Source organism: Salinibacterium sp. (assembly GCF_031364185.1).
Taxonomy (GTDB): Bacteria; Actinomycetota; Actinomycetes; order Actinomycetales; family Microbacteriaceae; genus Rhodoglobus.
Map to the genome: position 1 here is coordinate 1 of NZ_JANLVV010000208.1, position 12586 is coordinate 12586.

Genomic DNA, 12586 nt, shown 5'->3' on the forward strand with positions numbered 1-12586 from the left:
GGACGGCTGTCGCGGCGATCGCCACCGCGGTCGTCCCGACGCTCCGGACGCGATGACTTCTGGTTAGCCTGCTCGCGGGCAAGCTCCTTATTGGTGATGTCGCCCTTGTAGATCCAGACCTTGACACCGATGCGTCCGAACGTCGTTCTGGCTTCATAGAAGCCGTAGTCGATATTGGCGCGCAGGGTGTGCAGTGGCACGCGACCCTCACGGTAGAACTCGGAACGACTCATCTCAGCGCCGCCGAGTCGGCCGGACACTTGGATGCGAACACCCTTGACGGAACCGACGCGCTGGGCGCCCTGCAGTCCCTTACGCATCGCACGACGGAATGCGACCCGGGCAGCGAGCTGCTCGGCAATTCCCTGTGCGACGAGCTGTGCCTCAGCCTCGGGGTTCTTTACCTCAAGAATATTGAGCTGGATCTGCTTGCCCGAAAGCTTCTCGAGGTCGGAGCGGATGCGCTCGGCCTCCGCTCCACGGCGACCGATGACGATGCCCGGGCGCGCGGTGTGGATGTCCACGCGGACGCGGTCACGAGTGCGCTCGATTTCGATGCGGGCTACTCCGGCACGATCAAGCGATGTCTTGAGCAGATTGCGGATTTTCACGTCCTCGGCGACATAGTCGCTGTAACGCTGGCCAGCCTTGGTGCTGTCGGAGAACCAACGCGACACGTGGTCGGTGGTGATTCCCAGACGGAAACCGTAGGGGTTTACCTTCTGTCCCATTACTTCTTCCCTGCCTTCGTGGCGGTTGCCTTCGTGGCGGTTGCCTTCGTCGCGGTTGCCTTCGTGCCGCTTGAACGCCCTGAGGCCTTCTCGACGTCGGCTTCGGTCGGCGTCGCAAGCACGATGGTGATGTGGCTCGTGCGCTTCAGTATCTGGAACGCGCGGCCCTGCGCTCGCGGCTGGAACCGCTTGAGTGTTGTTCCTTCATCAACGAAAGCCTCGGAGACGAACAGGTCCTGCTCGTCCAGGTAGCTGTTCGTGGCGTCTGCCTTCACCTTCGCGTTGGCCATGGCCGAGGCGACGAGCTTGTAGACAGGCTCGCTCGCGCCCTGGGGTGCGAACTTCAGGATGGCCAGTGCTTCGACCGCCTGCTTGCCACGGATGAGGTTGACAACACGACGAGCCTTCGTCGGGGTAACGCGAATGTGCTTCACGCGGGCAATGGACTCAACCATTAGCGACGACGACCCTTCTTGTCATCCTTCACGTGTCCACGGAAGGTGCGGGTGGGGGAGAATTCTCCGAGCTTATGACCCACCATGGTCTCGGTGATAAACACCGGGATGTGCTTGCGACCGTCGTGCACGGCGATGGTATGACCCAGCATTGCCGGGATGATCATCGAGCGGCGCGACCAGGTCTTGATCACGTTCTTGCTACTGGCCTCATTCGCCTTGACGACCTTCTGCAGCAGGTGGTCGTCGACGAAGGGGCCCTTCTTCAGACTGCGTGGCATCTTCTACTCAATTCCCTTAAACAAGACTGGCCTACTTGCGCTTCTTGCCGACATTGCGGCGGCGGACGATGAGCTGGTCGCTCGGAAGGTTGCGCTTACGCGTGCGACCTTCCTTTTGGCCCCAGGGGGTGACGGGGTGACGTCAACCGGACGTCTTTCCCTCTCCACCACCGTGCGGGTGGTCAACAGGGTTCATGGCTACCCCTCGAACGGTCGGACGAACGCCCTTCCAGCGCATACGGCCGGCCTTGCCCCAGTTAATGTTCGACTGCTCGGCGTTGCCGACCTCGCCGATGGTGGCGCGGCAGCGGACATCCACGTTGCGAATTTCGCCCGACGGCAATCGGAGCTGTGCGTACGGGCCATCCTTGGCCACCAGTCGGACTGAGGCGCCAGCGGAGCGGGCCATCTTGGCGCCACCACCCGGGCGAAGCTCGATCATGTGGATGACGGTACCGACCGGGATGTTCTTCAGAGGAAGGTTATTGCCCGGCTTGATATCGGCGGAAGCACCCGACTCGACGATGTCGCCCTGGGTCAGCTTATTGGGGGCGATGATATAGCGCTTGGAACCATCGAAGAAGTGCAGCAGCGCGATACGTGCGGTGCGGTTGGGGTCGTACTCGATCTCGGCAACGCGAGCGTTGACGCCATCTTTATCGTTGCGCTTGAAGTCGATGACACGGTACTGGCGCTTGTGGCCACCACCGATATGCCGGGTCGTGATGCGACCGGCGTTGTTGCGACCGCCGGTCTTGGGCAGCGGGCGAAGCAACGACTTCTCCGGTGTCGAGCGCGTGATCTCGGCGAAGTCTGCCACCGAGGAACCGCGACGACCAGGGGTCGTGGGCTTGTATTTGCGAATAGCCATAGTTATCTTTCCTCAGCCCTAGCCGACAGCCGTGAAGATGTCGATGGAACCAGACTTGAGCGTGACGATGGCACGCTTGGTGTCTTTGCGCTTGCCGATGCCGAACTTGGTGCGACGGGTCTTGCCTGTGCGGTTCAGCGTGTTGACCGATCCGACCTTGACCGAGAAGATCTTCTCGATGGCGAGCTTGATCTCTGTCTTATTGGCGCGGGGGTCGACCTCGAAGGTGTACTTGCCATCATCGATCAGGCTGTAGCTCTTCTCGGAGACGACGGGCGCGATGATGATGTCGCGTGGGTCTTTGAACGTGACGGCGGTCATGCGCTGACCTCTTCCTTGGTCGCCTTGGTGGTCCAGGCCACAAACTCTTCGAAAGCACCCTTGGTGAAGACGATGTCGTCACTGATGAGTACGTCGTAAGCGTTCAGCTGGTCGAAGGGCAGAACGTGGACTGTCTGCAGGTTGCGAACGCTCTTGTAGCTGGTCTCATCGTCGCGCTGGAGAACGATGAGCACGTTCTTCGATGGCGCGATATCGAGCAGCAGGGCGGCCATGGCCTTTGTCGACGGCAGGTTACCGACTGACAGGGAGTCGATGACGTGCAGGCGATCGCCACGGGCGCGGTCAGACAGGGCTCCGCGAAGCGCAGCCGCGATCATCTTCTTGGGAGTGCGCTGCGAGTAGTCACGTGGGTGCGGCCCGTGCACGATGCCACCACCGCGCATCTGGGGTGCCCGGATCGAACCCTGGCGGGCACGACCGGTTCCCTTCTGTTTGAAAGGCTTGCGACCGGCTCCAGACACCTCACCGCGACGCAGCGTGTTGTGCGTTCCCTGGCGAGCGGCGGCGCGCTGCGCGACGACGACCTGGTGGATAAGTGGCACGTTGGTTTGCACGTCGAACACGTCGGCGGGAAGATCGACGCTGCCGACCTTCTTGCCCTTGGCGTCGATGACATCAAGTGCTGAGACATCATGTGCTGTGACGTCGGTTGAGGTAGCCATGGGCTAGGCCCCCTTCACTGCGTTGCGGACGAACACGATACGACCACGGGCGCCGGGAACGGCTCCCTTGACGAGCAGGATGCCCTTCTCGAGGTCGACCGAGTGGACGATGAGGTTGAGCACTGTGACACGATCGCCACCCATGCGTCCCGCCATGCGCATGCCCTTGAAGACACGGCTGGGAGTCGAGGATGCGCCGATAGAGCCCGGCTTGCGGTGGTTACGGTGCGAACCGTGGCTGGATGACACGCCCTTGAAGTTGTGACGCTTCATGACACCGGCGAATCCCTTGCCCTTGCTGGTGCCCATGACGTCGACCTTCTTGCCGGCCTCGAACATGTCGACGGTCAGTTCCTGGCCGAGTGTGTACTCGCTGGTGTCGTCGGTGCGCAGCTCGGTGAGGTGGCGACGGGGGGTCACGCCCGCGGCGTCGAAGTGACCGGTGAGGGGCTTCGTGACCTTGCGGGGGTCGATCTGCCCATACGCGATCTGCACGGCGCTGTAGCCGTCGATCTCGGGCGTGCGCAGTTGCGTCACGACGTTGGGGGTGATCTCGACCACGGTCACGGGAACGAGCTTGTTGTTCGCATCCCAGACCTGGGTCATGCCGAGCTTCTTGCCCAGCAATCCCTTGATCGTCTTGGTGTTAGTCATGGAGGTTTCCTATTCGACTGGATGAGCGCTAGCGCGAGCTAGAGCTTGATCTCGATGTTGACGTCGGCAGGGAGGTCGAGACGCATCAGCGAATCCACAGCCTTGGGAGTCGGGTCGATGATGTCGATCAGTCGCTTATGGGTGCGCTTCTCGAAGTGCTCGCGGCTGTCCTTGTACTTATGAGGGGAGCGGATCACGGCGATCACGTTCTTCTCGGTAGGCAGCGGCACCGGGCCGACCACCGTGGCGCCCGCGCGGGTCACCGTGTCGACGATCTTGCGTGCAGACGAGTCAATGACCTCGTGGTCGTACGACTTCAGTCGAATGCGGATCTTCTGCCCTGCCATGGGTGACTCTCTTCCTCTGGAACTACTCAGGACTGCAGCGCGGAACCTCTCGGCCCCTATGCTCAGCACTTCTGCTTTCGCACCACTATGTATCTGTCAATTACTGCATCTGTCAATTACTGCATCTGGTAACTACGTGATCGTTCCACCCCCGCCCGCGCGGCAACGGAACGAGTCCATGGCGAAGGGGAGTGATTGAACCTGGTTCTGCTTCCCGCGGCCTAGCCCTCGAATCCTTGGGACCTGGACTATGCACTGCCTGGAAGTGATTCCGCGCTACGTGAGCGGGAAGTGTTGAACTAGAAGAGTTTGCCACACGGATTCATTTGCTGCAACCCGGGCGTGTCGTGCCTCGGCGTGTCGTGGTGAGCCCGTTGTAGTGGGCCGGTCGCGGTGAGCCTACGGCCGGGGTGTCAGCACCCTGTGAATCAGAGGCACGCCCGGACGATAGGCAAAATGCACGTAGCTTGGAGCGTCGAGAATGACGACGTCAGCCTGCGCTCCGACGCTGAGGTGTCCGATATCGGCGCGGCGAAGCGCCCGAGCGCCCGAGAGAGTCGCCGCTCGCAGCGCCTCCGCGGGTGTCATCCCCATCTCGCGCACGGCCAGTGCGATGCAAAACGGCAGCGAGGTCGTGAAACTCGACCCCGGATTACAATCACTGGCGAGCGCGACCGTCACGCCAGCGTCGAGCAGGCGCCGGGCATCCGAATACGGCTGTCGCGTGGAGAATTCCGCGCCCGGCAGCAGTGTCGCGACGGTGTTACTGCCCGCAAGCACCTCGACATCACCATCGGAAAGGAACGTGCAGTGGTCAACGCTGGCCGCGGAAAGCTCGACCGCCAGCAGCACTGCGCCGGATTCCCCCAGCTGCCCCGCGTGCACCCGTGCGCCGAGCCCCCGTGCTATTCCGGCATTCAGGATGTACCGGCTCTCGTCTACCGTAAACGCTCCGGTCTCGCAGAAGACGTCGATCCAGCGGACGTGCGGTGCGCAGGCCTCCAGCATCTCGCCGACAACGAGGTCAATGTAGTCGTCGCGGTCAGAGCCCTCCGGAATGACGTGCGCTCCCAGGAAGGTGACCTCGTCGGTCAGCGACGCCGCGACTCGCACAGAGCGCAGCTCATCGGCGACGGTGAGACCGTATCCACTCTTCGTCTCCATGGTCGTGGTGCCCTGGGCGCGCGCCTCGGCCACCAGTCGAGCGGCGTTGTCCTGTAATTGGTCATCGGTCGCGCCGCGCGTGAGCCCGACCGTTCGCCTGATGCCCCCGGCCTCGTAGGCCCGCCCACCCATCCGGGCATCGAACTCCTCGGCGCGGTCCCCCGCGAAAATGACGTGGCTGTGACTGTCAACAAAACCGGGGATGACGCAGCGCCCACCGGCATCCACTTTCTCGTCGGCGGCGGGAGCGTCGCTGGAGTCTCCCACCCAGGCAATCCGACCGTAGTCGATCACCAGTGCGGCACCGCGACGTTCCGGCCGCTCATCGTCGTGGGTAACGAGCAGTCCGATGTTGTCGACGACGACGCTCACCGGAGCTGCCGACCGGCGATAATCTCGAGCACGCACAGGGCCGCGAGCCGCACCGTTCTGCCGTCGGGGGCGTCGGCCGTGGCATCCACTTCGACAATGTCAATGGAGGTAACCGAGGGATGCGCCCCCGCCGCCCGCGCTGCCGCCCGCAGTTCGATCGCGGAAAGGCCTCCGGGGATGCTGGCAGGGCAGGCGGGTGCAACAGACCTGTCGCAGACGTCGACGTCGAGATCGACGTGTACAGGGCCGTCGCCGTCCGAGGCGATGGCGAGGGCTTCGGCGATGGCGTCGTCGATGGGCCTGCGGCGCAGCTCATCACGGGTGATGACGGTGATGCCATAGTCGGCGGCGCGCTGGGCGTAGGCACGAGAATTGGCGAACGGCTCGATGCCGACCTGCACCACGCGGGTGCCGGACAACCCGGCCTCGATCAGTTGCCGCACGGGTGAGCCGTTGCTGACGCCATCCCGCAGGTCGTGATGGGCATCGAGGGTCACCAGCCCCCGCGCGCCCCGACCGAGCGCGACCGGAACCGTCGCCGAGTTGTCACCGCCGAGCGCGATCAGGAGCTCGGCCTCGATCGCGCGAATCTGGTCGACCTCGGTCAGGTCGCCCACGTCGACGATCCGCAGTGGTGACTCGAAACTGTACCGCCGCAGCGCATCCCGCACGGCCGCCGGGGTCGCGTGGGCGTTCGTCGGCGACAGCGAGGTGCGCCAGGTGGGGATTCCCACGAGCGCGACATCGGCCGGGCCGTCGCCCGGTTGGGGAGTTGGCCAGTCGCCCGCCCGCGGCCAGAGCAGGTCGATACTAGCCATCCGCGTTTTCCCTCATGGGGATTCGCACTGCGCCCCGTTCGGCCGCGGCGATTGCCTCGTCATATCCGGCGTCAACGTGACGGATGATGCCCATCGCCGGGTCGTTACTCAGCACGCGCGCGATCTTGCGGCCGGCAAGCTCGGTGCCGTCGGCAACGGTGACCTGGCCGGCGTGAATCGAGCGACCGATCCCCACTCCGCCGCCGTGGTGGATGCTCACCCAGGTCGCACCGGACGCCGTGTTCACGAGGGCATTCAGCAGGGGCCAGTCCGCGATCGCATCCGAGCCATCCTTCATCGCCTCGGTCTCGCGGTAGGGGCTCGCGACCGATCCGGAATCCAGGTGATCCCGGCCGATCACCAGTGGCGCCGCGAGCTCGCCGGAGGCGACCATATCGTTGAAGCGCAGGCCCGCGACATCCCGCTCCCCATGCCCCAGCCAGCAGATGCGCGCAGGCAGCCCCTGGAAGTGCACCCGCTTCTGGGCCAGCGGGATCCAGCGCTGAAGCGAGCGATTATCGGGGAACAGTTCGAGTACGGCACGGTCGGTCTTGGCGATATCGCTCGCCTCACCGCTCAGCGCCGCCCAGCGGAAGGGCCCCTTACCCTCGGCGAAGAGTGGGCGGATGTAGGCGGGCACGAAGCCGGGAAAGGCGAACGCATCGGCGTACCCGGCCGCGAGCGCCTCGGTGCGCAGGTTGTTTCCATAGTCGAACACCTCGGCACCCGCCTGCTGGAAGCCGACCATCGCGGCAACGTGCACCGCCATGCTCTCCCGGGCACGCTGGGCGAAGTCGGGCTTCGAGCGTTCGGTCGTCCAGTCGTCGAATTCGACGCCCAGCGGCAGGTATGCCAGCGGGTCGTGTGCGCTTGTCTGGTCGGTGACGATATCAATCTCCGCCCCCATCGCGAGCAGGGCTGGAACAATGGATGCGGCATTGCCGAGCACTCCGATCGAGAGCGGCTTTCGGGCATCCCGCGCCCGGTACGCCAGCTCGAGCGCGTGTTCCAGGGAATCCGCGGCCACATCGAGGTAACCGTGCTCGATGCGGCGGGCGATACGACTCGGATCGACCTCAACACAGATCGCGACACCGTCATTCATGGTTACCGCGAGCGGCTGGGCGCCACCCATGCCGCCGAGCCCGGCCGTAAGGGTGATCGTGCCGGCGAGGGAGCCGTCGCTGTGCCGGCCATACCCGCGCTTGCGGGCAGCGATCTTCTCGGCGACGGCGGAGAAGGTCTCGAACGTGCCCTGCAGGATGCCCTGGGTGCCGATGTAGATCCATGAGCCCGCCGTCATCTGGCCGTACATGGTGAGCCCGAGTTGCTCGAGGCGACGAAACTCATCCCAATTCGCCCAGTCGCCGACCAGGTTGGAATTGGCGAGCAGCACCCGCGGCGCCCACTCGTGGGTCTGCATGATGCCCACCGGTTTGCCCGACTGCACCAGCAGGGTTTCATCGCCCCTGAGCTCGTGCAGCGACCGCACGATCGCGTGGAAGCTCGGCCAGTCTCGCGCGGCCTTGCCCGATCCGCCGTACACGACGAGGCTCTCGGGATGCTCGGCGACCTCGGGATCGAGGTTGTTCTGCAGCATCCGCAGGGCCGCCTCCTGAGGCCAACCGAGTGTGTGCAGGTCGGTTCCCCGGTGTGCGGTGATCATGCGGTGCGCTTCCTTTCTGGGCTGGGCTGGTGCTCGTTCACTGACGACCTCGACAGGCTCGCTTGACCGGTAGCCAGCCCGCTGGCGCGGAGCAGGGCGCCCGAGGCCACGAGGGCCACGGCTTCGGCGATGTCTGGGGCAAGGTAGCGATCAGGGCCGGGGCCCGGGACTCGTTCACGGAGGCAGGCAATGACCGCTGCGGAGACGGGCGCGGGAGATTCGCCGCGCATCTGGATGCCGCGAGCCGAGGTCATGAGTTCGATCGCGAGCACCCTGGTGAGACCGTCGAGACTCCGGCGAAGCTTGCGCGCGGCGGCCCAGCCCATCGAGACATGATCCTCCTGCATGGCACTGGTGGGGATGGAGTCGACGGAGGCGGGTGCCGCCAGTCGCTTGAGCTCGCTGACGATCCCGGCCTGGGTGTACTGCGCCATCATGAGGCCGGAGTCGACCCCAGGGTCGTGGGCGAGAAACGGATTCAGTCCGCCGCTGCGATTCTTGTCGAGAAACCGATCGGTGCGCCGTTCGCTCATGCTTGCGACATCGGCGATGACAATCGCGAGAAAGTCCAACACGTAGCCCACGGGGGCCCCGTGGAAGTTTCCGTTGGATTCGACGCGACCATCCGTCGTGACGACGGGGTTATCGATCGCGCTCGCCAGTTCGCGGCCCGCGACGAGCCGGGCATGGTCGAGCGTGTCGCGTGCCGCGCCGTGCACCTGCGGGGCGCACCGCAGGGAATAGGCGTCCTGCACCCGGGTGAAACCGCCGGTGCGATGAGCCGCGATCACTCCGGACCCGTTCAACACGGCGCGCATCGTCGCGGCCGACTCGGCTTGCCCTGGATGCGGGCGCAGCGCCTGGAGATCCTCGGCGAACACCCTGTCGGTTCCGGCGAGGCCCTCGACGCTCATCGCGGCCGCAAGATCGGCGGTGACGAGCAGCTCGGTGAGGTCGCCGATCGCCAGGCACAGCATCCCGAGCATGCCGTCGGTGCCATTGATGAGTGCCAGACCCTCCTTTTCACGCAACACGACCGGAGTGATTGCCGCCTCGGCAAGCGCGCCGGATGCCGTCAGAAGTCGATCCCCGACGCGCACGTTACCCTCGCCGATTGCCGCGAGGGCGCAGTGAGCCAGAGGCGCCAGATCCCCCGAGCAACCGAGGCTGCCGTACTCGCCGATCACGGGGGTGATGCCGGCATTCAGCATGGCCGCGTAGGTCTCGGCGACGAGAGGTCGAACCCCGGTGCGCCCGGTGGCCATCGTCGAGAGCCGAAGCAGCATGGTGCCGCGCACCACCTCACGTTCGACTTCGGCGCCCGAGCTTGCTGCGTGGCTCCGCACGAGCGAGCGCTGCAGCTGAAACCGCTGCTGGGCCGGGATATGCCTGGTGGCCAGGGCGCCGAATCCGGTGGAGATGCCGTAGTGCGGCAGTGGATCCTCGCTCAGCGCGTCGATCACAGTACGCGACGCCGCCATCGCCTCCCGCGCCTCGCCCGAAATCTCCACGGCGGAGTCGTGACGCGCGACGGCAATCACGTCGTCGATCCCTAAGCGGCCCGGCCCCACGATCACGGTGTGCATGAGCCCAGTGAACTCCGCGCGCCCTCCCAGTGGGAGGGTGCCGAGCGATACTCTGTCTGAGATACCAGACAGGACTACCATGGCTCAGGTTCCCGCCGCTCGAAATGTGCTGCGAATGCTGCGGATGCTGGCCGGTCGCACCGCGCCGGTCGCCGCCGCGACGCTCGCTCGCGAGCTGGGAATCCCCCGGTCCTCGCTCTACCAACTGGCGCGCACCATGATGGATGAGGGATTTCTCGTCCACTACCCCGAGGAACGTGCCTACGGACTCAGCGCCCTGGTCGTCGAGATCGGATCCGCGTCGCTGGCCACGGAACGCCTCGGCAGGATGTCGCAACCGCTGATGGAGCGCCTGATCCAGGGTCTACCCGTCCCCACGGTGGCCCACCTCGCCGTGCTCACCGGCGCCGAAGTGACCTACGTGACTCGAGTGTCGGCCCCGCGAGCCCCGACCACGGTGTCGAACGTGGGCGTGCGACTGCCCGCGCACCTCACGGCGACGGGGCGCGCGATGCTCGCCCAGCTTCCCGCCGCCCAGGTGCGGGCGCTGTATCCGCATCGAGAGACGCTGATCCGTCGACAGGGGCCAGGCCCCGCGACCCTCGACGAACTCAGCGCACTCCTGGCGGCATCCCGCGATCGTGGCTGGGCGCTTGAGGATGGTGACGTCACCAGCGGCTATTCCTCGGTGGGCGCCGCCGCACTTGACCATAAGGGCTACCCGGCCGCCGCCATCGGAGTCACCTTTCGTTCCGGCATCCCCGCAGAGGTTGCCACCGATCTCGGTCGCGCGGTCGCGGTCGCAGCCGCGTCCCTGTCGGCCCGCATCACGGGACACTGACGGCCGATCCGCGGGGCACTGTCAGGTGCCCAGCAACTCCCGCAGCCGCGACTCCGGCGAGGCCCCGCTGTCGGCCCGGATGGTGCTCCCCCGGTCGAATTTGTCCACGATCCGAGGGTCGACGTAGCTGGCCCTTGCCACCGCCGGCGTATTGCCCAGCACATCCGCGACATCCCGCATCACCCGGGCGACGACCCTTTTTCGTGAGGTCGGTGTCGACTGCGGGCCCGCCGACGCCAGACCCACGGCCGCCGTCACTGTGCCGTGCAGGGTTCGGAAGTCTTTGGCAGTGAACTGTCCACCCGTACGCTCGGCGACGTAGGCATTGATCTCCTCCGCGCTGAGTGGATGCCACGACCCACCGTCTTTCCACGCGAGCAGCCGCGCCTGCCGACCACGGCGCTTGAGACCGCGCAGCACCCCCGCGAGCTCGGCATCGACCAGCACCGACTCCCAGTCCTGGCCACTTTTGCCGGGGAACGCGAGCGACACCGTGTCACCGGAGATGCTGGCATGGGAGCAGATGAGGGTAGAGAGCCCGTGGCTGCCGTGCTCCTGCGCATAGCGTTCCGAGCCCACGCGCAGCGACCCGGTGTCGAGGAGGCGAAACGCTGCCGCGAGCGCGCGAGCCTTCGACGGGGCCGGGTCGCGGAGGTCGGTCGTGACCTTTCGACGCGCCGCGGGCAGGGAGGCTGCGAGCTCCAGCGCACGATCGAACTTGAGCCGATCTTTCTGCTGCCGCCAGAACGGATGGTAGACGTATTGGGTTCGGCCGGCGGCATCCACCCCTGTTGCAAGGATGTGGCCGTTCTCGTGAGGCGAGATCCAGACATCGGTCCAGGCGGGGGGAATGGCAAGGAGTTCAATTCGCTCCCGATCCCCGGCGGAAATGACTGTTCCGTGATCGTCTCGATAGGAGAAGCCGGAGCCCGCACTGATGCGACGAAGACCCTTCCCGTTGGAGTCACTGCGGCGAAGTCTGGGCACCACCTCAGACTAAATCGCGGCCCTGCGCTCTGGGGAGGGCTTGAGAATGAGCCTGTGGACGAGTAAGACGATGATGGATGCAGCCAGCAGGAAGGCGATGCCAGCCTCGATGGCGAAGAGGATGAACTCGATCGCCCAGGCGCCTTGCTGCACAAACCCGACCACCACCACGGCGAGCAGGTTGACCAGGGCCCCCACCGCAGCGAAGACGAGGGTGAGGCCAGCGCCCGCCGGCCGACGTCTCGCCGAAGCTACCGCGAGCAGCACGGCCCACACCAGCAGCCCGATGTCCATGAACAAGAACAGCCGCTGGGCCGCCTGCGCGACCCCGCCAGCGAGCGATCCGGTAACCATAGCCCGCCAGAGCGTCAGAAGCAGCAGCGAAAGAGCCACGGTAAGCAGCACATCGACCACAATTCTGCCCACAGCACGGCTCATGCCCACAGGCTAGCGGGTGCCCTCGACGGAGGGCCGCACAACGTCGATGACGGCGTGCTGTGGATTCGTATGCGCGCACGTCTGTCCCATGCGCGCGTGCGCGCCGGAGCGCGGATGGGACAGACCTGCGCCGATAGCCACTGCGTCCACGGCGAAAGGCCCCGCAACCGAAGCTGCGGGGCCTTCTTGAGACGCTGAACTACTTGAGAACCTTGACGACCGTGCCAGCGCCGACGGTGCGGCCACCCTCGCGGATGGCGAAGCCGAGGCCCGGCTCCATCGCGATGGGCTGAATGAGCTCAACCGTCATCTCGGTGGTGTCGCCGGGCATCACCATCTCGGTGCCCTCGGGCAGCGTGATGACACCGGTG

The 12586-nt window shown here is 65.3% G+C and carries 14 protein-coding genes and 2 pseudogenes; 1 reads left to right on the forward strand and 15 read right to left on the reverse strand.

Annotation, left to right across the window (positions count from 1 at the left end; translation table 11 throughout):
• The 12 genes and pseudogenes from rpsC to hutH form a co-directional block, all read right to left on the reverse strand.
• A partial coding sequence (rpsC, locus tag RMN95_RS09185; RefSeq protein WP_309616626.1) for a 30S ribosomal protein S3 occupies positions 1 to 731 on the reverse strand: 731 nt, incomplete at its 3' end.
• Entirely contained in the window at positions 731 to 1186 is a 456-nt protein-coding gene (gene rplV / locus RMN95_RS09190; protein WP_309616627.1) for a 50S ribosomal protein L22, read from the reverse strand. The genes rpsC and rplV, both read right to left, overlap by 1 nt.
• Entirely contained in the window at positions 1186 to 1467 is a 282-nt protein-coding gene (gene rpsS / locus RMN95_RS09195; protein WP_199281190.1) for a 30S ribosomal protein S19, read from the reverse strand. The genes rplV and rpsS overlap by 1 nt, the downstream gene beginning before the upstream one ends.
• A gap of 31 nt (positions 1468 to 1498) precedes the next feature.
• Positions 1499 to 2338: pseudogene (gene rplB, locus RMN95_RS09200) on the reverse strand (50S ribosomal protein L2).
• Positions 2339 to 2356: 18 nt separating this feature from the next.
• The gene (rplW, locus tag RMN95_RS09205; protein WP_309616628.1) at positions 2357 to 2659 is read right to left on the reverse strand and encodes a 50S ribosomal protein L23; all 303 of its coding nucleotides are present in this window, start codon (positions 2657 to 2659) and stop codon (positions 2357 to 2359) included.
• Positions 2656 to 3342 (reverse strand): 50S ribosomal protein L4, encoded by a 687-nt coding sequence (gene rplD / locus RMN95_RS09210; protein WP_309616629.1) that lies wholly within the window; start codon positions 3340 to 3342, stop codon positions 2656 to 2658. Before rplD ends, rplW begins: the two co-directional genes overlap by 4 nt.
• 3 nt (positions 3343 to 3345) lie before the next feature.
• On the reverse strand, positions 3346 to 3996 hold the full coding sequence (gene rplC, locus RMN95_RS09215) for a 50S ribosomal protein L3 (protein WP_309616630.1): 651 nt from the start codon (positions 3994 to 3996) through the stop codon (positions 3346 to 3348).
• A gap of 38 nt (positions 3997 to 4034) precedes the next feature.
• Positions 4035 to 4343, reverse strand: coding sequence for a 30S ribosomal protein S10 (rpsJ, locus tag RMN95_RS09220; protein ID WP_009773132.1), 309 nt, complete (start codon positions 4341 to 4343; stop codon positions 4035 to 4037).
• 399 nt (positions 4344 to 4742) lie between these two features.
• Positions 4743 to 5879, reverse strand: coding sequence for an imidazolonepropionase (hutI, locus tag RMN95_RS09225; protein WP_309616631.1), 1137 nt, complete (start codon positions 5877 to 5879; stop codon positions 4743 to 4745).
• Entirely contained in the window at positions 5876 to 6697 is an 822-nt protein-coding gene (locus RMN95_RS09230; RefSeq protein ID WP_309616632.1) for an arginase family protein, read from the reverse strand. The genes hutI and RMN95_RS09230 overlap by 4 nt, the downstream gene beginning before the upstream one ends.
• Positions 6690 to 8363, reverse strand: a complete 1674-nt coding sequence (hutU, locus tag RMN95_RS09235; protein ID WP_309616633.1) for a urocanate hydratase — start codon at positions 8361 to 8363, stop codon at positions 6690 to 6692. Before hutU ends, RMN95_RS09230 begins: the two co-directional genes overlap by 8 nt.
• Complete coding sequence (hutH, locus tag RMN95_RS09240) at positions 8360 to 9949, reverse strand: histidine ammonia-lyase (RefSeq protein ID WP_309616634.1); 1590 nt, start codon at positions 9947 to 9949, stop codon at positions 8360 to 8362. Before hutH ends, hutU begins: the two co-directional genes overlap by 4 nt.
• Positions 9950 to 10028: 79 nt before the next feature.
• Between hutH and RMN95_RS09245 the strand changes: the two genes are divergently transcribed.
• A complete protein-coding gene (locus tag RMN95_RS09245; RefSeq protein WP_309616635.1) occupies positions 10029 to 10790 on the forward strand; it encodes an IclR family transcriptional regulator in 762 nt (253 codons plus the stop codon).
• A 21-nt stretch (positions 10791 to 10811) separates the two neighbouring features.
• Here RMN95_RS09245 and RMN95_RS09250 read toward each other — a convergent pair whose 3' ends face one another.
• The 3 genes and pseudogenes from RMN95_RS09250 to RMN95_RS09260 all read right to left on the reverse strand — a co-directional run.
• Complete coding sequence (locus RMN95_RS09250; protein ID WP_309616636.1) at positions 10812 to 11777, reverse strand: DNA topoisomerase IB; 966 nt, start codon at positions 11775 to 11777, stop codon at positions 10812 to 10814.
• 9 nt (positions 11778 to 11786) lie between these two features.
• Positions 11787 to 12215: a hypothetical protein gene (locus RMN95_RS09255; RefSeq protein WP_309616637.1), complete on the reverse strand. Its 429-nt coding sequence runs from the start codon at positions 12213 to 12215 to the stop codon at positions 11787 to 11789.
• 199 nt (positions 12216 to 12414) lie between these two features.
• Positions 12415 to 12586: pseudogene (locus RMN95_RS09260) on the reverse strand (elongation factor Tu); the annotation flags it as partial.